Source organism: Herbaspirillum hiltneri N3 (genome assembly GCF_001267925.1).
Lineage (GTDB): Bacteria > Pseudomonadota > Gammaproteobacteria > Burkholderiales > Burkholderiaceae_D > Herbaspirillum > Herbaspirillum hiltneri.
Genome location: NZ_CP011409.1, coordinates 2,007,551 through 2,028,306, shown reverse-complemented (window position 1 = coordinate 2,028,306; position 20,756 = coordinate 2,007,551). Strand labels below are relative to the sequence as shown.

The following is a 20,756-nucleotide window of genomic DNA, read 5'->3' as shown; positions in this document are numbered from 1 at the left end:
GAGACGCGGCGACCTCATCACTCTTTTCTCGACTTGCAGGCCCTATGTTAGAACAACAACTTATCAACGCCCTTTCGCTGGGCAGCGTCTATGCGCTCTTTGCGCTGGGCTTCACGCTGGTGTTCGGCGTGCTCGGCGTCATCAACCTGTCGCATGGCGCGATCTTCATGCTGGGCAGCTATGCCGCCCTCCTGCTGGTCGAGAAAATGGCGCTGCCGCTGTGGCTGGCCATGCTCGCCGCGATGGTCGCCACCGGACTGATCGGCCTGATCGTCGACGTGCTGGTATTGAAACCGCTGCGCAAACGCAATGCCCCCCACCTGATTCCCATGATCGCCACCATCGGCGTGGCGATCATGCTGACCAATCTGGCGCAAGGCCTGTTCGGCGCCGAGAACAAGCGCTTCCCGGTCGGCACCATTCCTGAGGACAGCGTCACCATCGGCAACCTGCACGTCACTGCCGTGCAGGTCGGCATCGTCGTCATCGCCTTCGTGCTGATGATCGTGCTGCTGGCCGTGATGCGCCGCACGCAACTGGGCCGCGCGCTGCGCGCCATTGCCGAGTCGCCGAAAGCGGCTTACCTGCTGGGCATCAATGTCGAAGGCCTGTTCTACCTGACGTCGTTCGCAGCCGCGGCCCTCGGCGGCGCTGCCGGCGTGCTGGTCGGCCTGTCGTTCAACGCGATCTCGCCGTTCATGGGCCAGCCGATGCTGCACAAGGGCATCGCCGTCATTATCCTGGGCGGCATGGGAGACATCCGCGGCGCCATGATCGGCGGCCTCTTCCTCGGCTTTGCCGAGGTGCTCACGGTGGCATATATCTCGAGCGACTTCCGCGATGCGGTGGCGTTCGGTCTGCTGTTTTTGATTTTGTTGGTCAAGCCTTCAGGCATGTTCGGCAAAGTGCTGGAAAGAAAGGCTTAATCCCATGACTATGATGGAATGGTGGGATGGATTCTGGGCGACGTACAACACCGTCATCTTCAGCGTCGGCGTCAACGCCATGCTGGCCCTGTCAATCTACGTCACGCTGTCGTGCGGCCTGCTGTCGCTGGCCAACGCAGCGTTCATGGGGATCGGCGCTTACGTCGCCTCCCTGATTACCATGCAGGCAGGCCTGCCCTTCCCGGTCGCGCTCGCGGCCGGCGGCATCCTGCCGGCGCTGGTGGCGCTGGTGATCGGCATCCCGACGCTGCGCCTGTCCGGCGTCTACCTCGCGATGGCGACGCTGGGCTTCGGCGAAGTGGTGCGCGTGGTGGTGCTGAACATGGAAATCACCGGCGGCCCGATGGGTCTGAACGGCGTTCCGCCGGTCACCGAGTGGTGGCACATCGTGCTGCTGCTGGGCGTGACCGTGTATTTCCTCGCCCGCGTACGCCGCTCCAAGATCGGCCGCGCATTTGAAGCGATCAAGGAAGACGAAGTCGCGGCCCGCCTGATGGGCGTCAACGTGGCCGGCTACAAGCTGCTGGCCTTCGTCATCGGTGCAGCAATCGCCGGTATCGCCGGCGCGTTGAATGCACACTACACCTTCACGATCGGCCCCAACAACTACGGTTTCGAAAACGCCGTGGACATCCTGACCATGGCCGTGTTCGGCGGCACCAGCAACCTGATCGGCCCGATGATCGGCTCGACCATCCTGTCGCTGCTGCCGGAAGTGCTGCGCCATTTCAAGGACTTCCGCCTGGCCGCCAACGGCCTGATCCTGATCCTCGTCGTGCTGTATCTGCCGAAGGGCATCTGGGATCCGCGCCGCATCCGCGCATTTATGCAACGCCGTAACGGTAACAATTCTGCAAGCAAGAAGGTGAACTGATGCTTTTACAATTCAACCAGATCAGTAAAAACTTCGGCGGCTTGCAGGTCCTGCAAGGCGTCCAGTTCCACGTGCCGGAAGGCGGCATCTTCGGTCTGATCGGCCCCAACGGCGCCGGCAAGACCACCGTGTTCAACCTGATCACCGGCCTGTTGCGCGCCTCCTCCGGCAACATCGTGTTCGACGGCCAGGACATCGGCAACGTCGCCCCCCACAAGATCACCGAACGCGGCATCGCCCGCACCTTCCAGAACATCCGCGTGTTCAAGGAAATGACGCTGCTCGAAAACGTCGTGGTCGGCATGCACGATCACCTCGACTACGGTTTCGGCGGCCTGCTGCTGAACCTCGGCTCGTTCCGCAAGATCGAGAAAGAAGCCCGCGAACGCGCGCTCGAGCTGCTGTCCTGGGTACGCCTGGACCACAAGGCCGAGATGCTGGCCGACAGCCTCTCCTACGGCGAGCAACGCAAGCTGGAATTCGCCCGCGCGCTGGCGACCAAGCCCAAGCTGCTTTTGCTGGACGAACCGGTGGCCGGCATGAATCCGGCGGAAAAGACCGAGCTCATGGCTGAAATCATCAACATCAAGCAGCGCGGTTTCTCGATCTTCATGATCGAACACGACATGCGTTTCGTGATGGGCCTGTGCGACCGCATCGCCGTGCTCAACTTCGGCAAGATCATCGCCGAAGGCACACCGGATGAGATCAAGAACAACCAGGAAGTGATCGAGGCTTACCTCGGCAAGGAAGAAGAATGAGCCCGACCCAGACTGCCCCCAACGTTATTCTGCAAGTCCAGGACCTGGCGGTTTCCTACGGCCACATCGAAGCCGTCAAAGGCATCAGCCTGACCTTGAACGAAGGCGAAATCACCGCGCTGGTCGGCGCCAACGGCGCCGGCAAGAGCACTTCGCTGCTGGCCATCTCCGGCCTCGTCAAGGCGACGCGCGGCAAGGTGATCTTCAACGGTGAAGACCTCACGCAGCAATCGCCGCACCGCATCGTCGGCAGCGGCGTCGTACAAGTCGCCGAAGGGCGCGCCACGCTGACCACGCTCACCATCGAAGAAAACCTCTCCCTGGGCGCCTACACGCGCAAGGACAAGGCTGCGGTGGCCGGCGACCTGGAGTGGGTCTATTCGCTCTTCCCGGTCCTGAAGCAACGCGCCAAGGGCCTGGCCGGCAACCTCTCCGGCGGCGAACAGCAGATGCTCGCCATCGGCCGCGCGCTGATGGCCCGTCCCAAGGTCTTGCTGCTGGACGAGCCGTCGATGGGTCTCGCGCCGCTGATCATCCAGGAAATTTTCCGCATCGTGAAAGAGATCAACAAGACCGGCATGACGGTCCTGCTGGTCGAACAGAACGTGCGCCAGGCCTTGCGCATCGCGCAACGCGGCTACGTGCTCGAAACCGGCAAGATCGTGCTGGAAGACACCGGCGCCAACCTGCTGCATAACCCTAAAGTGGTGGAAGCCTATCTGGGCGGCTGATCGCTCCGCGCTTGCGGTCATCAAGAACAGCGGCCTTGCGGTCGCTGTTTTTGTTTGCGCCGGCGAGATGCTTTACCATCCTGTTATTGCTCCCACCTGATCCTCCATGCCGACTTTCGACTCTTCCCTCGTCTGGTTCCGCCGCGACCTGCGCATCAGCGACCACGCTGCGTTGTACTACGCGCTCAAACAAAGCAAACAGGTGTATTGCGTCTTCGTCTATGACCGCGACATCCTCGATGCGCTGATTGCCGACGGCTTGCAAGCCGATCGCCGCATTGACTTCATCATGGCCTGCATTGCCGAGCTTGATGCTGCCTTGCGTGCAGCCGGCGGCGCGCTGATCGTGCGCCATGCGTCGGCGCAACAAGACATCCCGGCGCTGGCGGCGGAACTTGGCGTTGATGCCGTCTTCACCAATCACGACTACGAACCACAGGCGATCAAGCGCGATGCTACGGTCAAGAATCGATTGGAAAAAGATGGTCGCCAATTGCTGACCTACAAGGATCAGGTCATCTTTGAAAAAGACGAGGTACTGTCGCTGGCCGGTCGTCCCTTCTCCGTCTTCACGCCGTACAAGAATGCGTGGATGAACAAGCTGTCCGGTCCCGGCGGCGACTTCTACCTCAAACCTTATCCGGTGGACGCTTATTTCGCGCAACTCGCACCGCCTTCGAAGAAATACCACAAGGCTTTGCCCACGCTGGAAGACCTCGGCTTCCTGCCGAGCAATCTGAAAGACCTGCGCATCCCGACAGGCATGTCTGGCGCAGCGCAATTGCTGGAAGACTTCCTGCCGCGCCTGGGCAAGTACGGCGACACGCGCGATTTCCCGGCGATCAAAGGACCATCGTATCTGTCGGTGCACCTGCGCTTCGGCACGATCTCGATCCGCACCCTGGCGCGCGCGGCGGTCGACGCCATGCGCATCGGCGAAGGACGCCGCGGTGCGCCGGTGTGGTTGTCCGAGTTGGTCTGGCGCGACTTCTACTTCATGATCCTGTTCCATCATCCTCGCGTGGCGGAACGCTCCTTCAAGTCGGATTACGACGCCATCCAGTGGGAAGGCGGCAAGCACGCGCGTGACATGTTTGCCAGGTGGTGCGAGGGTCGCACCGGTTATCCGCTGGTCGACGCCGCCATGCTGCAGCTGAACCAGACCGGTTACATGCACAATCGCCTGCGCATGGTGACGGCCAGTTTCCTGACCAAGGACCTGGGGATCGACTGGCGCTGGGGCGAGAAGTATTTTGCGGACCTGCTCAATGACTTCGACCTGTCGGCCAACAATGGCGGGTGGCAGTGGGCGTCGTCTTCCGGCTGCGATGCGCAGCCTTATTTCCGCATCTTCAATCCGATTACGCAGTCGGAAAAATTTGATGCGGAGGGCAAGTTCATCCGGCGCTATTTGCCGCAGCTGGCCGGTTTGCCGGACAAGCATATTCATGCACCGTGGCTGTGTCCGGCGGACTTGCTGAAGGCGACGGGAGTGAAGATCGGGAAAGACTATCCGGAGCCGATGGTGGATCACGCCGAGGCGCGCAAGAGGACCTTGTTAAGGTATGCGGTGGTGAAGAAGGATCTGGGGGAAGAAGAGTAGGACCGGTCCCGGCGAGCGCCGGGACCAGTGACGTCAATGCACTGCCCGTCGTAGGTGCGCGATGACGTTTTTAAAACTTCTCTCCCACAAGCTCTCCCGCCTTGGCCCACAACGCATCGGCGCGCGCGGCATCGATTGCGAAGGGACGCACGCCGGCGCTGAACGCACTGACAACGGCATCATCCGGCAAGATCTCACCGACATGGCAATCCTCGCAATAGCGGCCGCCGATCGTCTCCGCATCGGCAACGATGCCGGCCCATAAGGTCGTTGCCGCTCCTTGTGCGACGGTTTTCACTTCGAACGGCTGGTGCCCTTGCGCCAGATGCTGTTCATTCATCGCCGTGAACGCCGCCTGGAAGGCTTCCGGCTCCATGTGGCGAATCAGCTCGGTCTGAATCACGCCGGGATGGATGCTCGCTGCGCGCACCCCGCGATGGCGGTGTCGCGCATCGAACGCAACCGCCAGCAAGGCGTCGCCGGTCTTGGAGCGACCGTAGGCAACCCAGGGATCGTAGGGCGTGTTCGCAAAGTTCGGATCCTCAAGATCGACGTCTGCAAAACGATGGCCGTTGGAAGACAGCACGATCACCCGTCCGCCCTGCCGCATCAATGGCGCAAGGCGATTGATCAGCACATAGTGGCCAAGCACGTTGGTGCCGAACTGAAGTTCGAAGCCGTCTTTGGTATGCCCAAACGGCGTCGCCATGATGCCGGCGTTGGCGACCACCAGGTCGAAGGGCTTCCCGGCGGCGGCCATCGCATCGGTGACCGCACGCACCGATGACAGATCGGCCAGGTCCATCCGGATGATTTCAAAACGGCCGCCGCTTTGCTCCGCCGCGTCGCGCACGACTTTCGTCGCGCCATGCGCTTTGTCGAGATCGCGCACCGTGCCGATCACTTCGGCGCCGCGCGCCACGAGGGCGCGCGCCGTTTCCACGCCCAGCCCGGCCGAGACGCCGGTGATGAAGGCGCGTTTGCCGCGCAGATCGATATCGCCCAATACGTCGTCTGTTGTCGATTTCGCATCGAAATGTTTGATGGTCAAGATTTTCTCCCGTGAAGTTAAGTGCGCAATGACCGCGCCCGTCTTGCCCAAGATACGCTCCCGACCCCCTGCTCGCTCGCCAAAACTGCGCAGATTCTTGCCTGATCCGCTCATTTCATTGATCTCACCTCCAAGTCGTGCCACACTGGTTTCATGAAAGATTTACTGGATCAGATGTGCCGCCGGGTGCTGCGCCACGCCGACGAAAAACAGTTGGAGAGCGCCATTCCGCGGCTTGCCATCGGCGCCTTCCGGCAACCGGAGCCGACGTTCACGGCGGTGGCCGCCATGTCTTCATTGGTGCCGGGCTGGAACCTGATCTTGTGCGCGTCGAGATGCGGCTGCGCCTTCCAGAGGGCTTCGTCGAGTCCGCCCAGCGGCGAGCCGCGATAGCCGGAAATGAAGCCCGCGGTGTTGAGCCCGGCTTTCTGGTCGCGCAGATACTGCAGCAGCGGCAAGCGCACCAGCGCCTGGATGCCGGACAAAAAGATCGAACCCGAAGTTGCGGTGTATTTGTCGTCGAGACTGACCGTCGCGAGCGGTGCAGCCCCCGAGACGGGAGTGGATGCTGAAGTTGCTGCTGAATTTTCTGCTGTGGTTGCTACCTTTTGCACTGCCCGCCCCGACCGGTCAGGGGCTGACAATTCAACAGGCTCGGCTGCCGAACGGTATTCCATGTACGTCTCCAAAATGGTTATTCAGATATCGCCTGCCGTTACTGCACCGGGTACGATGCGTTACTGCCAGACAAAGCGGCCGTGGTAGCGGCCTTCACAACAATCCGTCCTCCGAAACTGCTGTGACTGAAGTCTATTCTCTTAAGACAAGATCAAGGAAATACGGATTGTCGATAGGGGTATAAGTTTTAAATATGCCCCTGCCCGCACCTGTCTGCGCTTGTCCGCTTGGGGAAGCCCGGGCTGCCATTGCCGTCAATCAATGATAGGATCTCAACGTCGCCGTCGCTGAACCGGCGGGCATCTTCATCAACATCAACAAGATCAAGTCATGAAACGAGTCATCACCTGCATCCTCATCGGCGTCGTCCTCTACTTCCTGCTGCCGGTCATCACCAAGTTCATCCCGCAATATCGCCTGGCCGTCTGGTCGATCACGGCCGCGCTGGTGTCCTTCATCGTGACCGCGGGCATGGACCGGGTTTAAGACCGGGACTTTCTTGGAAGACCATCTCTTCGCGGACGTGGACGCGCTGGCCGCGTTCATCGCGCCGCATCGCCGTGTACTGGTCCTGAGCGGCGCCGGCATCAGCACGGCCTCCGGCATTCCCGATTATCGCGACGCCAACGGCGTGCGGCGCGGCAAGGCGCCGATGGAAGGTCCGGCCTTCCGCAGTTCGGAAGCGATGCGCCGGCGTTATTGGGCGCGCAGCATGATCGGCTGGCCCAAGCTGGCGGGAACAACGCCAAACGCCGGCCACCGCGCATTGGCGGCGCTGGAAATTGCAGGCAAGATCTCCACCATCCTCACGCAAAACGTCGACGGCCTGCACCAGCAGGCCGGCAGCAGCGACGTCATCGAATTGCACGGCAACATCCATCGCGTGGTCTGCCTCGATTGCGGCGCCACGCATACGCGCCGCAGCGTGCAGGACTTGCTGGAACTCGCCAATCCCGAACTGGCCGCCAGCGATGCGGCGGCCCTGCCCGACGGCGATGCAGATCTGGAAACGGCCGCCCTGGCCGGCTTCCATGTGCCGCCTTGCCCGGTGTGCGGCGGCATGCTGCAACCCGACGTGGTGTTTTTCGGCGACGGCGTGCCGCGTGCGCGCAGCGAAGCGGCCGAGCGCGCGGTGGCGGCGGCCGATGCGGTGCTGGTGGTGGGGTCGTCGCTGGTGGTGTTTTCGGGATACCGTTTTTGCCGCATGGCTGCAGAAGCCGGAAAACCGATCGCCGCCATCAACCGCGGCGTCACGCGCGCCGATCCTTTGCTGGCGATCAAATCCGAGGAGGCAGCGGAGTTGCTGCTGCCTTTGCTGGCGGATCGCCTGGGGTCAGCACAGGCTTAGGACCTCAGATGCGCTCGCGCCGATAACCGCCCATCACGCCCTTCTTCGACAACACCCACTGCCACAGCTGGATGTCGCGTGCGCGGAATGCCCCGGCGCAGGACAGCAGGTAATAACGCCACATGCGGCGGAAACGCGCCCCCAGTTGCGCCTCGAAACGCGGCCACGCCGCTTCGAAATTGCTGTGCCAGGCCATCAGCGTCTTGTCGTAGTCGGCGCCGAAGTTGTGCAGATCCTCCACCACGAACAGATGATCGAAGGCGTCGCCCATCTGACCGATGGACGGCAGATCGCCATTGGGGAAAATGTATTTGTCGATCCATGGATCGGGCGAGGACTTGCGCTGGTTCTTGCCGATGGTGTGCAGCAGGAACAGGCCGTCGTCGGCCAGGCAGCGATGCGCGACTTCCATGTAGGTGCGGTAGTTGCGACGGCCCACATGTTCGAACATGCCGATGCTGACGATGGCGTCGAAGCGTTCGTTGAGTTCGCGGTAGTCCTGCAGGCGGAAGTCGAGCGGCAGGTGCCCGTGACGCTCTTTCGCCAGCGCGATCTGTTCCTTGGAAATGCTCACTCCCACCGCTTCAATGCCGTAGCGCTCGGCGGCAAAAGCCATGAAGCTGCCCCAGCCGCAGCCGATATCGAGCACGCGCATGCCGGGCTTCAGTTTCAGCTTGCGGCAAATCAGGTCGAGCTTGGCTTCCTGCGCTTCTTCCAGCGTGGTTGCGGTGTTCCAGTAGCCACAGGTGTAGGTCATGCGCGAATCGAGCATCGCCGCGTAGAAATCGTTGCCGAGGTCATAGTGCATTTCGCCGACCATGCGCGAGCGTTTGAGGTTCTGGCGATTCATGAATTTCGCGGCCAGCACGTGACCTACCAGCCGCAGGGGCTTGATGTTGTCGGTCAGTCGCGTGCGCAACAGCCGCGAGAAAAATTCGTCCAGCTGTTCGGCGTCCCAGTCGCCATCCATGTATGCCTCACCGAGGCCGAGGTTGGCTTGCGCAAAGGCGCGTTCGGGCACGCCGGCGCGATGCAGCTGGATATCCCAGGGATTATTGCCGTTGATGCGGATACCGCCGTGGCCGAGCATCTCGGCGAGTGCGCGAAAAATTGCTGAGTCTTGTTGTGGTGCGGCGGGCGAGCTGATGGTGGAGGCATTCGAAGACATGTGCTGCGTTCCTGTTTGATGAGTTGAGGGGCGAGTGCGCTGCTCGGGCAACGTCGAATCTTTCTGCAAGTCATGTCCTGAAAGATAAATCAGACGAAAGTCTTTTGCACAATTGATTAAATGTTTTAAATCAATTGACGATTGCTATCACTTTTCAACAAGCATGAAACCGCCCTCAACTCCGCGCCCTGCGGGCCTCGGCGCACGGGCCACCGAACCTGCCGATCATTTTTCAACGCGTTTTCATGCGTCCCCCGACACCCCGGGTTATTCTTACGACAATTTCCTTTCCGCCAACGGCGGGCCGGATCACACCCCGGCTCGTCACGCCCAACTCACCCCGACGTCCACATGACCAGACAAGCACCAAAGCAAATGGAACCCGACAGCGCCGTCTACAAAACCCTCCTTGAATCGACCAAGGCAATCCCCTGGAAAATCGACTGGGCCACCATGAAGTTTGCCTACGTCGGTCCGCAGATCGAAGCGCTGCTGGGCTGGGCCCCTGAGAGCTGGGTGTCGGTGGAAGACTGGGCCATGCGCATCCATGCAGAAGATCGTGAAGGCGTGGTGAATTTTTGCGTGGCGCAGTCGAAGGCCGGCGTCGACCACGAAGCCGACTACCGCGCCATCACGCGGGACGGCGAACATGTCTGGATTCGCGACGTGGTGCACGTGGTGCGCAAACCGGACGGCGAAGTGGAAGCGCTGATCGGCTTCATGTTCGACATCACCGAGCGCAAGAAGAACGAAGCGCGCCTGGCGGAGCTGCAGAAAGAACTGGAAGCGCTGTCCTACCGCGACGGCCTCACCAACGTCGCCAACCGCCGCATGTTCGATTCGGCGCTGGAAGTGGAATGGGCCAACGCCGTCAGGAACCGCACACCGCTGTCGCTGTTCATGATCGACATCGATTACTTCAAGCAATACAACGACCACTACGGCCACGTTGAAGGCGACAAGGCACTGCAACTTGTCGCCAACACCCTGCGCGCGCAGATGCGCAGGCCCACCGATATCTGTGCGCGCTACGGCGGCGAAGAATTCGTGATGCTGATTCCGGGATTTACCGAAGAGCAGGCGGAACGTTTTGCCGAGCGGCTGCGCACCAGCGTCAATGACCTCGCCATCGCGCATGCGAAATCCTCGGTGCAGGAGCATATGACCATCAGTGTCGGCGTCTGCACCATGACCCCGGACCAGGGCAGCGAGGGCAAGACCTTGCTCAGGATCGCCGACAGCGCCTTGTACCGCGCCAAAAAGCATGGCCGCAACCGGATACAGAGCGCTTCCTGAGCAATTCCTGCTCAATCGCGCGAAAGCTTGAACCCATGCGGCTTGCGCGCGGTCATAAACAAGTTATCAACAGGGTTGGCCACATTTTCTGTGGGTAACTTGGCTGGCGGCTTTTGCGTATAATGCGGCCCTTGCGACCCTTGTTGTCCCCTGTGTTTCAACGCCACCCAGTGGTCCTTATTGCCTCGCCCATGCGCCGATTCTGTTTTTTGTTGCTGGCATTCCTGTTTCCCTTGCAATTGTTTGCGGGGGCGCTTGAGCCTATGGCGAACTCCGCCGCAACAGCGGACCAGGCGATCGTGATTGTTTTTGGTGCGACGGACAGCGCTTCTGACCCGGCTTCCGATCCGGACAATGCGGATACGCCGGCAAGTGCGCAGGCGGCCGATGACGAAGCCGGCGCCGACTCTGATCCCCGGAAGGTGCAAGCCGACCTGGAAGACCAGACGCTGCCGGTGCCTGTGGCCACCTTGCCGCTGGACTGGCAACCTTTTCCCCATCTGTATCCCCGCGTGAGCGGCGGCACGTCCGCGTTCATCGATTTGCTGCGGCCGCCTCCGGCCGTCTGATCTCCTGCCTGCGTCTGCGTCGTGACGCGGCGCCATCCTTTTATCCGAATTTGTTTTTTCTGCGACGATCGTCCTGGGACGGTCGCGCCCTCTTTGCATAGGAAGCATCATGAAACGCGTCATTCTTTTCCTCGTCACCAACCTGGCAGTGATGCTGGTGCTGAGCGTCACCGCCAGCATCCTCGGCATCAACCGCTACATGACCGCCAACGGCCTCAACTTCGGCATGCTGCTGATGTTCTGTGCGCTGATGGGTTTTGGCGGCTCGTTCATCTCGCTGCTGCTGTCCAAGACCATCGCCAAATGGTCGACCGGTGCGCGCGTCATCGAACATCCGCAAAACTCCACCGAAATGTGGCTGGTCGACACCGTCAATCGCCTCGCCACGCGTGCCGGCCTGACGATGCCTGAAGTCGCCGTCTACGACGGTCCGCCCAACGCCTTCGCCACCGGCGCCAGCAAAAGCAATTCGCTGGTGGCGGTGTCGACCGGGCTGCTGCAAGGCATGACTAGGGAAGAAGTGGAAGCCGTGCTGGCGCATGAAGTCGCGCACATCGCCAACGGCGACATGGTCACGCTGACATTGATCCAGGGCGTGGTGAACACCTTCGTGATGTTCTTCGCGCGCATCGTCGGCTACTTCGTCGATTCGGCCTTGCGCCGCAACAACGAACAATCGTCGGGTCCCGGCATCGGCTACATGGTCACGGTTGTTGTGTGCGAGATCGTTTTCGGTATCCTCGCCAGCATCATCGTCATGTACTTCTCGCGCCAGCGTGAATACCGCGCCGACTCCGGCGCCGCCAAGCTGATGGGTTCGCCGACGCCGATGATCGGCGCCTTGCGTCGCCTCGGCGGCATGGAAGCGGACGGCCTGCCGCAAAACCTGCAGGCTTCCGGCATCGCCGGCCGCGGTTCGTGGATGGGTTTGTTCTCCAGCCATCCGCCGATCGAATCGCGGATCGCCTCGCTGCAAGGCCGGGCCGTTGCATAAGGAAACCGAGAGGCCGCCAGCAGTTTTTTTTCAGCCATGATAAATTCCTGCGTGGCGAAAAAATCGTATCTGATGCGACATTTTTCGACCGCAATGTTCTCGGGGCGGGGTGGAATTCCCCACCGGCGGTAATGCTGTGGCGACGTCGTTTCCGGCGTCATTGCAGCGAGCCCGCGAGCGCTTGGCGGACGCCCGTCCGTCAAGGTCAGCAGACCCGGTGTGATCCCGGGGCCGACGGTCATAGTCCGGATGAAAGAGAACGAAAACCTGTCGCGCGCATGCATTTCGTATGCGCTCGCCGGTTTTCATGCGCCCTGTTTTTATTTGACAAACAGGAGTCCTGAACAAATGCAACATCCATCCAGCAATACCTCGCCAGCCAAAAAACGCATCGCCTTCATCCAGGCCAGCTGGCACAAGGAGATCGTCGACCAGTGCCGCATCTCCTTCACTGCAGAGATCGCCAAACTCGGTTTCGCCGAATCCGGCATCGACTTCTTCGAATTGCCCGGCGCCTTTGAGATCCCGTTGCACGCCAAGCTGCTGGCCAAGACCGGCAAATACGTCGGCATCGTCGCCGCCGGCCTGGTGGTTGACGGCGGCATCTATCGTCACGACTTCGTCGCGCAAGCGGTGATCACGTCGCTGATGAACGTGCAGCTCGACACCGAAGTGCCGGTGTTCTCGGCAGTGCTGACGCCGCATCATTTCCATTCGCACGGCGAGCATCAGCAGTTCTTCCATGAGCATTTCGTGGTCAAGGGCCAGGAAGTGGCGCGGGCCTGCGCCGATACCGTGACCAAACTTGCCCGCATCGAAGCAGGGCAGGGTAGCGTGGCCGTATTGAACGCCGCCTGAGGCAGGGGGTGAAAACAAAGCGGGCCTCGTTGAAGCGAGGCCCGCTTTTTTATTGCAGGTGTCAAACCACGTCAGGAATTTGTTGCATCTTGTTACAAGGCTTACCGTCAACTGACTGGTATCCGGTCTCGAATTGGATTTAAATACAGCTAAGGATTCAACGTCTTATTTCTCAGCAAAGTATTAGTACCTTTAGGCACTTCCAAGGAGCCATCGTGAAAAAATCTCTTCTTTCCGTGACAGTCATTTCTGTCGGCGTGCTCGCCGCGAGCCTGTTCGCGACGCCGGCGATGGCTACCCATGTCGGCGTGGGCATCAACATCGGCGTGCCGGTCTATGCACCGCCCCCACCGCCGGTCTACTACGCGCCCGCACCGGTATATGTGCCGCCGCCACCGGTTTATGTCCGCCCCGCACCGGTCTACTACGCGCCTGCGCCGATTTATGTTGAGCGCGGCGGGTACTACCGCTACGGTCCCGGTTACTACCGCCATGGTCCACGCTATTACGGTCACGGCTATTATGATCGCCACGGCTACCGCCGCTAAACCGGCTCGCCGAATTACTCGCAGTTACCCACAGAAACTGTGGGTAACCATGTGAGCAAGTTTGTACAAAGTCGGCAAGTCGTTGATTTTATTGAAATGTTCTAGCTCGCCTCAAAATCAGGCAAATGCTCAAAAAACGCGCAGGGAGTCCTATTTGGACTCCTTTTTTTGTGGCTGCAGCAAAGGACCGTCAAGTTCGGTCTTGCTGGCTTTGGCGGCGTCATCCTCGCCCGGCGCCAGGTAGCGTTCCACTGCGCCGAAGAAGCGGTCATAGAAATGTGCCGAGCGAATGGTTTCGCTGGCTACCCGCACCAGCGAGTCGTCGCTCGAGCCGAACGGCATCGAGACCGAGCCGAGCACGCCGACGCCCAGACTGGCCGAGTTGTTGGTCTTCTTGAGCGCATAGCGGTCCTGGGTGGCGCTGACGAATACCGAGGCATTCTGGTCGGCCTTGCCGTTGCCGGCGCAAACAATGTGGAACGCGATCTCGACATGCTGGTCGGCTTCCGGCTGGAAACTCTTGGTGCCGTCGACGATATTGGCCTGCGCCTTGCTGATGATGTAGCCCTGGCCCAGCAGGGCGCGGCGTGCGGCTTCGCAGACCGCGGCATCGCTGCCGCCGAAGCTGCGCGAATAAGTGTCGGTTTCGCTGAAATCTTCCTGATGGTAAAACGATGGCTTCGACGTGGAACAGCCGGCCAGCAAAGCGACGGTCACGAGCGGCAACACGGTGGAAGCGAAGGGCAAAGGAAGCGAACGGCGCATGCCTGGAATCTCCTGAAGGTAATTCGATACCCCGATTGTAAATTATCGGCAAGCCCGCAAGTCGAAGCAGAAGGTAAGGAGTGGTAACAGTGCAGTAGTCGCCACTCGCCAGTCGCCGACGCGAAATGGCGCAGCCCGCTATACTTGGGCAGAACACATGTATTTTGATTTAGATAAGATTTTTGTTTAAATTTTGATGAAAGTTTCTCGCCATTAATGACGTAAAAATTTCAGTTGCCGCGCCATCGGCGAGGCAGCGGTTTGACGGCATCATGAAGCGCAGAAAAGAATCGAGGGACAGGAACAGTCATGGACACACTGCAGAAATTGCTCGGTATCGAACTGCCGTTGATTCAGGCGCCGCTGGCCGGGATTCAGGGGCACGCCATGGCGATCGCGGTATCGAACGCCGGCGGGCTGGGCTCGCTTCCTTGTGCGATGCTGACGCCCGACGCCTTGCGGAAAGAACTTGAACTGATCCGCGCGGGTACCTCCAAACCCTACAACGTCAACTTCTTCGCCCACACGCCGCCGACACCGGACGCCGCGCGCGAAGCCGCCTGGCGCAGCGCGCTGGCGCCGTACTATCGCGAGTTCGGCATCGATCCCGACACCATCCCGGCAGGCGCCGGCCGCGCGCCGTTTTCCGCCGAGGCGGCCGAACTGCTGAGCGAATTCAAGCCGGCCGTCGTGAGTTTTCATTTCGGATTGCCGGATCAGGTCTTGCTGGACCGCGTACGCAGCTGGGGCGCCAAAGTGCTGTGTTCGGCAACTACCGTCGCGGAAGCCCGCTGGCTGGAAGAGCAGGGCGTCGACGCCATCATCGCGCAAGGCATCGAAGCCGGCGGTCATCGTGGCTTCTTCCTTAGCCACGATTTGTCGACGCAGCTCGGCACCTTCGCCCTGTTGCCGCAAATCGTGCGCGCCGTGAAGGTGCCGGTAATCGCCGCGGGCGGCATTGCCGACGCTGCCGGCGTGGCCGCAGCCAAGGTGCTGGGCGCGGCCGGCGTGCAGATCGGCACGTCCTACATGCTGACTCCGGAAGCGTTCACCAGCGCACCGCATCGCGCCGCACTCAAGGGTCCCGCCGCCGACCACACCGCCCTGACGACCTTGTTCACCGGCGGCCCGGCGCGCGGCATCGTCAATCGCCTGATGCGCGAATTGGGGCCGTTGAGCAGCGCCGCGCAAGTGTTTCCGCTCGCCACGGCTGCGATTGCGCCGTTGCGCAGCAAGGCGGAAGCCCAGGGCAGCGGTGATTTTTCACCGCTGTGGTCGGGACAGAATGCGCGCGGTTGCAAGGAAATCCCTTCCGCCCAGCTGACGCGCGAGCTCGCCGCCGGTTGGGTTTAAGTACGGATAGCGGAGTGGGAGCCAATAAATTGATCGGGATCATGTCTTCGCAAAAATTGGTATAAAAGCTCAGTAGATTTTTGTTTTGATGTAGAAATTCGGTGTAATGTCTATTGCGCAATGCCAAGTTCGTAATCAAGATACCGAAATGAATGCGAGTCACGAGCTTGAAAGAATTGATGCATAGTATGGTGTCGGGGTTGCGTGATATATTTCCGTGTGGAAACATATCGGTTGCCACGCCAACCGTCAGATTCGAATAACCGGCGAGCTAAAACAAATCGATGGACAAAACCAAGAAAACGGAACTGGAGCGGATCCGTAGGGAATTGATCAACGCGCACAATCGCGCCGCGTGGCATATGGCGGCGACGATCGTCAAGGCGTCATTGGTCAAGGGCGGGATGGATGAGCCGCCGACGGCAAAGGAACTGGCCGATCTCAACGCGACGATCACCAATTTGCGCAGCGTCGCCGAAGACGCCATTGAACTGTTGAAGAAGTAGGACGGCAGGCGAAGCATATCCGCCTGCATCCCTGCATCACCCAGGCCTGTTTCCTGTTTTGGAAAGAGGCAGCGTATTTCCCGTAAGCTTCACCTGAATATTCCGCGATCGGTGCACGGATAGATCACGTTTTTGCCGATATTGAACACGGCTTGGCGGGAAATGTCTTTACAATACGATCTCGTAAAAATATTGCTTATTAACAAATAAGAATCTTGAATTTTTATCGATTAATACGATAACTGTGTCGTAAAGTATTGAAGTTTTCGGAAATGTTTTAAACTGGCAACAGAAGAATTCCAGCTAAAAATAAGTAGTCCTCGCTCTCACTAACTCGCAAGAATCAATTAACCCAAAAATGGCAGATGATCAATATTTCCTGGTGGTAGACGACTTTTCTACCATGAGGCGCATCGTAACCGGTTTGCTCAAAGAGCTTGAGTTCACCAAGATGGCCGAGGCCGAAGACGGTTCAGCCGCGATGAAAGTGCTGGAGGGCGGTGCAGCTCCCATCACTTTTGTGCTGACCGACTGGAACATGCCGGTAATGGACGGTCTGGCCTTGCTGAAAAAAATCCGCGCGACACCATCTCTGGCGCATTTGCCGGTGCTGATGATTACCGCCGAAGCGAAGAAGGAAAATATTGTCGAAGCGGCGCAAGCCGGCGCCGACGGTTATATCGTCAAGCCGTTCAATGCCGCAACGCTGAAAGATAAAATCGAAAAAATCATTCATCGTCGCGCCAACATGGCGACGTAATGATGAGTGAGGCATGAGGATCGGACGGTCCTCATGAGATAGATAGTCGCTTCGCCGTCAGCCGATGGCGAAGTAAGCGCGGATATCGCCCGCTGTCCAGGATTTGATTACCGCACCTTTCAGCAGCACCCGGTATTCGGGCCGATGAGTCCCATCCGCCGCCGCGATGGTGCGGCTTTGCAAAAGATACTCAACGTTGTTGATGATGGTCGGCAGTTCGACACATTCGTGACCGTCAGGCATTCTTCTTTTCTCCCTTGAATGACAAAATCCTAGCATGAACCTTTCGCTTTTCGCGGGATGTTTTGTGCAGAAAAGGTGAAATATTTTCCCTGGCTTGTCGCTTTGTCAAAGCTCGCCGGAATTAATATGCAATCCTGCAAATGAAACTGCACATTTGCTTGTCATCTCGATCATTTTTCGCCGTTCAGTTTTCACTGAGCGTCGATGTCCCTGGAAAGGTTTCGCGGCTATCAAGGTCCGCAAGCTTGCTTCCTTCTTTGCAAATTTTTGCAGCGTTTTACTGAACGTGAACGAACTTCTCCCTCGCCCGTTTCTATACTGGCGCATGCCCGGCAATGATGCTGCGGCGAATTGAACGCGAGAGGAAACGGCATGACCTTCGACTGGCTCTTGCACGCATTGGCGGTAGTTGCCGCTGCACTTTGTGTTGTGGTGATCTGGATTGTCGCGAGGCAGGAGTTGAGTACGTGAGCCGTTCAGTTTGCCGCTACGGCGGGGCATAGCGGCAAGCCTGATTGCAGCCAGCAGATGAATTGATTAACGGCCGCTACCTGCGCCGCCGCTACCCGCGCCACCAGCACTGCCTGCACCACCTGTGCCGGCGCCACCGCCTGCAGCGCTGCCGCCGCTCGTGCCGCTGCCGCTATTGCCGCCGCCCGGCGCCTTGGGGCTGTCGCCGGCATCCTTGGACTGACGGGCGCTTTTCCGGGCCGCTTTGGATTTCGACTTGGACATGTCCTTGTCATTGGCGACGGTCTGGGCCGAATCATTGGTAGTGCTGGTGCCGGCAGCGCCGGTACCGGCCTGTGCAAATGCGCTGCCGCTGAAAGCTGCGGCGACGAGAACTGCGATGAGCTTGGAATGCATGACGGTCTCCTTGGTTGTGAGCGCCAGGCAAATGCAAGGCGCATGCGACCATCCTAAAGAAGAACCCTTGACGCGGCAGTCGGCTATCGCCGCAATCGCGTGTCAGAGGAGCGCCGCCGTTTTGTCGTCTTTTGCCGTATGGATGCGCAGGCCGTGCTGCAGGAAGTAATCCGTGAACGCCTGAGGGCCGCCCGTCGGATCGGCGCATGCGATATAGGCATCAGGCCGCAGCAGATAGGCGGCATTGCGCGCCAGGCCGGCGTGATCGTGCTGCGCGGCCCATGCAAAGACATGCAGCGCGATGCCGCGCATCGTATCGTCGTAGACCGGCTGGTAGAGCGCGGCGATGCGCACCGGCTGGCCGTGATATTCGGCCTGGTAAAAACGCACCAGCGCCGGATAGGCTTCGGAACGCTTGACGTTGGCCGGCAACGGCGGCAAGTCGTCATAGCCGGACACGAACTCGCCCTTGACGCCGGTCACCTTGTAATAGATGCGGCCCAGCGTGTCGGTCTCGAAACTGTCGAGCGCCACGTAGGGCACGTCGGCCACGACCTGGCCGTTGACGACGGATACGCGCTCGGCCAGCGCGCGCGTCGATGCGAGCAGCGAACGATCGTAGGCGATGTCGGCCACTTCCAGTGCGTTGTAATACACCGAGACCGCGTCGAGAGCGACCAGGATCAGCAGCGGCACCAGTAGCCAGCGCATCAGCTGGCTGCGCAGGCTGCCGAGGCTACCCGGTCCCGCGGCGGCGTTGCGTATCATCCGGCCGCTTGCAGCAGGTAACCGAGGCCGCGCAAGGTGGTGATGGATACTCGGCCTTCATCGACGGCGTCGAGTTTCTTGCGCACGCGATGGATATAGATTTCGATGGCGTCGACGTTGGCGTTGTCGTCCAGCGAGAACACTTCCTGGAACAGTTTCTCCTTGGCGACGGTGCGGCCGGCGCGCGTGATCAGCGTCTCCAGCACGGCGTGTTCACGCGGTGTCAGCGCCAGCATCGCGCCGCCATAGGTGAACATGCGCGACACCGTGTCGAAGCTCAATGCGCCGCACTGGATAGTGACCGCTTCATTTCCTTGAGCGCGTCGCAGCAGCGCCTTCACACGCGCTTCCAGTTCCACCAGCTCGAAGGGTTTGGCGAGGTAGTCGTCGGCGCCGAGATTGAGGCCGTTGACGCGGTCGTTGAGCCCGCCGCGCGCGGTCAGGATCAGCACCGGCGTGCGGCTGCCGCGTGCGCGCAGGCGCTTCAGCACATCGAGGCCATCCATCTTCGGCAGCGTCAGGTCGAGGATGACCAGCGCGTACTCCTGCGTCAGCAGCAGGCTGTCGGCGTCATCGCCGTTGTTGGCGCATTCGACGGTCAGGTGCGCATCCTGCAGCGCCTTGGAAATCCAGCGGGAAAGTTCGACATGATCTTCAACCAATAGAATGCGCATGATGCAGATACCGAATGAGAAGCGAAATGACGGAAACACATGAAATCGCAGTGCAGTGCAACAAGGAGACCCGCATGAAAAAAATCAGCCCGGCCGGCGCTGCGATGCAACGGATAGTTGCGGATGCTAACAGAAGCGCGGCCTTTGCAATAGCGGCTTTGCAGCCGGTGGTGCAAAGCTTTAACAACACTGAAAGCCGAATGAAAGTTTGGCCGCGTAGCATCCGCCCACATAGTCAAATCAAAAATAATAATAACCAGACATCGGAGACACGGCATGAGCCATCGCACTTGTTTGCGCACTTATTTTTGTACTTGTTTTCGTGCTGCCGGCAAAAGTACTTTCCCGTATTCGCTGCACCGCGTGGCTGCCATTTCGCACGACGTCTGACGGCTGTCATGAACTCGTTCATCCGGCGTCATCTGTTGACGGCGTGCGCCTTGTTCATCGGCGCTGCCGGACTGCATGCGCCGGCGGCGCAGGCGGCGCGTGCGGTGGAATGCATCGTGCCGGCCAAGCCCGGCGGCGGAATGGACGGCGCTTGCAGGATGATCCGCAAAGCCTTGCCGCTGGCCACAGAGGACGCGCCGGTCAAGATCAGTTACCTGCCCGGCGGCATCGGTGCGGTGGCATGGAGTTCGGTGGTGTCGCAGCGCCGCGGCGGCGCCGACACGTTGGTGACGTTTTCGGGCGGTTCGCTGCTCAACCTGGCGCAAGGAAAGTATGGCAAGGCCGCCGTATCCGACGTGCGCTGGCTGGCCGGCGTCGGCGTCGACTACGGCATGATCGCCGTGCGCAGCGACGCACCATACAAGAACCTGCGCGAGCTGATCGACGCCATGCGCAGCGAGCCGGGCAAGATCACTGTTGGCGTCAGCGGTACGGTCGGCAGCCAGGACTGGCTCAAGGTGGCGATGATCGCGCGCCGCGCCGGCGTCGATCCGCGCAACTTCCGCTTCGTCGCGCTGGAAGGCGGCGGCGATTCATTCACCGCCCTGCAGGCGAATCACGTGCAGGTGATTTCAGGCGACGCTTCGGAAGCGGCTTCGTCTGCCAAGGATGGGAAATTTCGCGTGCTGGCGGTGTTGTCCGAGCAACGCCTGCCGGGTGTGCTGGCAGAGGTACCGACCGCGCGCGAGCAAGGTTTCGATGTGGTGTGGCCGATCATTCGCGGCTTCTACATGAGCGCCCATGTCAGCGACGCCGACTATCAGCGCTGGGTGGCGGTGTTCGACCGCACCATGGCGACCGACGAATTCAAGCGCCAGCGCGCGACCGCCGGACTCTATCCATTCGCCATGACCGGCGCGCCGCTGACCGACTACGTCCGCAAGGTGGTTGAGCAATATCGCAAGCAATCGCAGGAACTGGGGTTGGTCAGATGACCGCTCCGT

22 protein-coding genes, 2 pseudogenes and 1 riboswitch are annotated in these 20,756 nt (G+C 60.1%); of the genes and pseudogenes, 16 read left to right on the top strand and 8 right to left on the bottom strand.

Annotation, left to right across the window (positions count from 1 at the left end; translation table 11 throughout):
• Window positions 1-44 precede the first annotated feature (44 nt).
• The 5 genes from F506_RS09125 to F506_RS09105 all read left to right on the top strand — a co-directional run bounded on the left by F506_RS09125 (window position 45) and on the right by F506_RS09105 (window position 4,916).
• On the top strand, window positions 45-926 hold the full coding sequence (locus F506_RS09125) for a branched-chain amino acid ABC transporter permease (protein WP_053196794.1): 882 nt from the start codon (window positions 45-47) through the stop codon (window positions 924-926).
• A gap of 4 nt (window positions 927-930) precedes the next feature.
• Entirely contained in the window at window positions 931-1,821 is an 891-nt protein-coding gene (locus F506_RS09120; RefSeq protein ID WP_053196792.1) for a branched-chain amino acid ABC transporter permease, read from the top strand.
• On the top strand, window positions 1,821-2,582 hold the full coding sequence (locus F506_RS09115) for an ABC transporter ATP-binding protein (protein WP_053196790.1): 762 nt from the start codon (window positions 1,821-1,823) through the stop codon (window positions 2,580-2,582). Before F506_RS09120 ends, F506_RS09115 begins: the two co-directional genes overlap by 1 nt.
• A complete protein-coding gene (locus tag F506_RS09110) occupies window positions 2,579-3,313 on the top strand; it encodes an ABC transporter ATP-binding protein (RefSeq protein ID WP_053196789.1) in 735 nt (244 codons plus the stop codon). The genes F506_RS09115 and F506_RS09110 overlap by 4 nt, the downstream gene beginning before the upstream one ends.
• A 106-nt stretch (window positions 3,314-3,419) precedes the next feature.
• Complete coding sequence (locus tag F506_RS09105; RefSeq protein ID WP_053196787.1) at window positions 3,420-4,916, top strand: cryptochrome/photolyase family protein; 1,497 nt, start codon at window positions 3,420-3,422, stop codon at window positions 4,914-4,916.
• Window positions 4,917-4,986: 70 nt separating this feature from the next.
• On the opposite strand, the gene F506_RS09100 is transcribed toward F506_RS09105, so the two are convergent.
• Window positions 4,987-5,967 carry an SDR family NAD(P)-dependent oxidoreductase gene (locus F506_RS09100; protein WP_053196785.1) on the bottom strand — a complete coding sequence of 327 codons (981 nt, stop codon included), beginning with the start codon at window positions 5,965-5,967 and terminating at the stop codon, window positions 4,987-4,989.
• A gap of 272 nt (window positions 5,968-6,239) precedes the next feature.
• Window positions 6,240-6,644, bottom strand: a pseudogene (locus F506_RS23080) (indolepyruvate ferredoxin oxidoreductase family protein); the annotation flags it as partial.
• Window positions 6,645-6,975: 331 nt separating this feature from the next.
• Here F506_RS23080 and F506_RS23485 point away from each other — a divergent pair.
• Both F506_RS23485 and F506_RS09090 read left to right on the top strand, forming a co-directional pair.
• On the top strand, window positions 6,976-7,131 hold the full coding sequence (locus F506_RS23485; RefSeq protein WP_167552701.1) for a hypothetical protein: 156 nt from the start codon (window positions 6,976-6,978) through the stop codon (window positions 7,129-7,131).
• Window positions 7,132-7,144: 13 nt separating this feature from the next.
• Entirely contained in the window at window positions 7,145-7,993 is an 849-nt protein-coding gene (locus F506_RS09090; RefSeq protein ID WP_053196781.1) for an NAD-dependent protein deacetylase, read from the top strand.
• Between the two features lie 4 nt (window positions 7,994-7,997).
• On the opposite strand, the gene cfa is transcribed toward F506_RS09090, so the two are convergent.
• Window positions 7,998-9,161, bottom strand: a complete 1,164-nt coding sequence (cfa, locus tag F506_RS09085) for a cyclopropane fatty acyl phospholipid synthase (protein ID WP_053196779.1) — start codon at window positions 9,159-9,161, stop codon at window positions 7,998-8,000.
• Between the two features lie 375 nt (window positions 9,162-9,536).
• On the opposite strand from cfa, the gene F506_RS09080 reads away from it, so the two are divergent.
• From F506_RS09080 to F506_RS09060, 5 genes are all read left to right on the top strand, one after another.
• Window positions 9,537-10,457, top strand: coding sequence for a GGDEF domain-containing protein (locus F506_RS09080; RefSeq protein ID WP_144424028.1), 921 nt, complete (start codon window positions 9,537-9,539; stop codon window positions 10,455-10,457).
• A 263-nt stretch (window positions 10,458-10,720) separates the two neighbouring features.
• Window positions 10,721-11,026: a hypothetical protein gene (locus tag F506_RS09075; protein WP_053196775.1), complete on the top strand. Its 306-nt coding sequence runs from the start codon at window positions 10,721-10,723 to the stop codon at window positions 11,024-11,026.
• Window positions 11,027-11,135: 109 nt separating this feature from the next.
• Window positions 11,136-12,020 carry a protease HtpX gene (htpX, locus tag F506_RS09070; RefSeq protein WP_053196773.1) on the top strand — a complete coding sequence of 295 codons (885 nt, stop codon included), beginning with the start codon at window positions 11,136-11,138 and terminating at the stop codon, window positions 12,018-12,020.
• 91 nt (window positions 12,021-12,111) lie between these two features.
• A riboswitch (FMN riboswitch) is annotated at window positions 12,112-12,285 on the top strand.
• Window positions 12,286-12,368: 83 nt separating this feature from the next.
• Window positions 12,369-12,878 carry a 6,7-dimethyl-8-ribityllumazine synthase gene (locus tag F506_RS09065; RefSeq protein WP_053196771.1) on the top strand — a complete coding sequence of 170 codons (510 nt, stop codon included), beginning with the start codon at window positions 12,369-12,371 and terminating at the stop codon, window positions 12,876-12,878.
• Window positions 12,879-13,168: 290 nt separating this feature from the next.
• Window positions 13,169-13,426 (top strand): hypothetical protein, encoded by a 258-nt coding sequence (locus F506_RS09060; protein WP_407638240.1) that lies wholly within the window; start codon window positions 13,169-13,171, stop codon window positions 13,424-13,426.
• A gap of 150 nt (window positions 13,427-13,576) precedes the next feature.
• Here the strand turns inward: F506_RS09060 and F506_RS09055 are convergent, their stop codons facing one another.
• Window positions 13,577-14,191: a DUF2242 domain-containing protein gene (locus F506_RS09055; protein WP_083457696.1), complete on the bottom strand. Its 615-nt coding sequence runs from the start codon at window positions 14,189-14,191 to the stop codon at window positions 13,577-13,579.
• A 309-nt stretch (window positions 14,192-14,500) separates the two neighbouring features.
• Here F506_RS09055 and F506_RS09050 point away from each other — a divergent pair, with 309 nt between their 5' ends.
• The 3 genes from F506_RS09050 (at window position 14,501) to F506_RS09040 (ending at window position 16,810) form a co-directional block, all read left to right on the top strand.
• Window positions 14,501-15,544, top strand: coding sequence for an NAD(P)H-dependent flavin oxidoreductase (locus F506_RS09050; protein ID WP_053196767.1), 1,044 nt, complete (start codon window positions 14,501-14,503; stop codon window positions 15,542-15,544).
• 284 nt (window positions 15,545-15,828) lie between these two features.
• Window positions 15,829-16,050, top strand: coding sequence for a hypothetical protein (locus F506_RS09045; protein ID WP_053196766.1), 222 nt, complete (start codon window positions 15,829-15,831; stop codon window positions 16,048-16,050).
• Between the two features lie 358 nt (window positions 16,051-16,408).
• Complete coding sequence (locus tag F506_RS09040; RefSeq protein WP_053196764.1) at window positions 16,409-16,810, top strand: response regulator; 402 nt, start codon at window positions 16,409-16,411, stop codon at window positions 16,808-16,810.
• 57 nt (window positions 16,811-16,867) lie between these two features.
• On the opposite strand, the gene F506_RS09035 is transcribed toward F506_RS09040, so the two are convergent.
• The 4 genes and pseudogenes from F506_RS09035 to F506_RS09020 form a co-directional block, all read right to left on the bottom strand.
• Window positions 16,868-17,053, bottom strand: a complete 186-nt coding sequence (locus tag F506_RS09035; protein WP_053196762.1) for a hypothetical protein — start codon at window positions 17,051-17,053, stop codon at window positions 16,868-16,870.
• Between the two features lie 537 nt (window positions 17,054-17,590).
• The gene (locus tag F506_RS23075; RefSeq protein ID WP_053196760.1) at window positions 17,591-17,920 is read right to left on the bottom strand and encodes a hypothetical protein; all 330 of its coding nucleotides are present in this window, start codon (window positions 17,918-17,920) and stop codon (window positions 17,591-17,593) included.
• A 294-nt stretch (window positions 17,921-18,214) separates the two neighbouring features.
• Window positions 18,215-18,688 (bottom strand): annotated as a pseudogene (locus F506_RS09025) (sensor histidine kinase N-terminal domain-containing protein); the annotation flags it as partial.
• The gene (locus F506_RS09020) at window positions 18,685-19,362 is read right to left on the bottom strand and encodes a response regulator (protein WP_053201188.1); all 678 of its coding nucleotides are present in this window, start codon (window positions 19,360-19,362) and stop codon (window positions 18,685-18,687) included. The gene F506_RS09020 and the pseudogene F506_RS09025, both read right to left, overlap by 4 nt.
• Window positions 19,363-19,760: 398 nt before the next feature.
• Here F506_RS09020 and F506_RS09015 point away from each other — a divergent pair, with 398 nt between their 5' ends.
• Window positions 19,761-20,747 (top strand): Bug family tripartite tricarboxylate transporter substrate binding protein, encoded by a 987-nt coding sequence (locus F506_RS09015; RefSeq protein WP_144423978.1) that lies wholly within the window; start codon window positions 19,761-19,763, stop codon window positions 20,745-20,747.
• The last annotated feature ends 9 nt before the right edge of the window (window positions 20,748-20,756 follow it).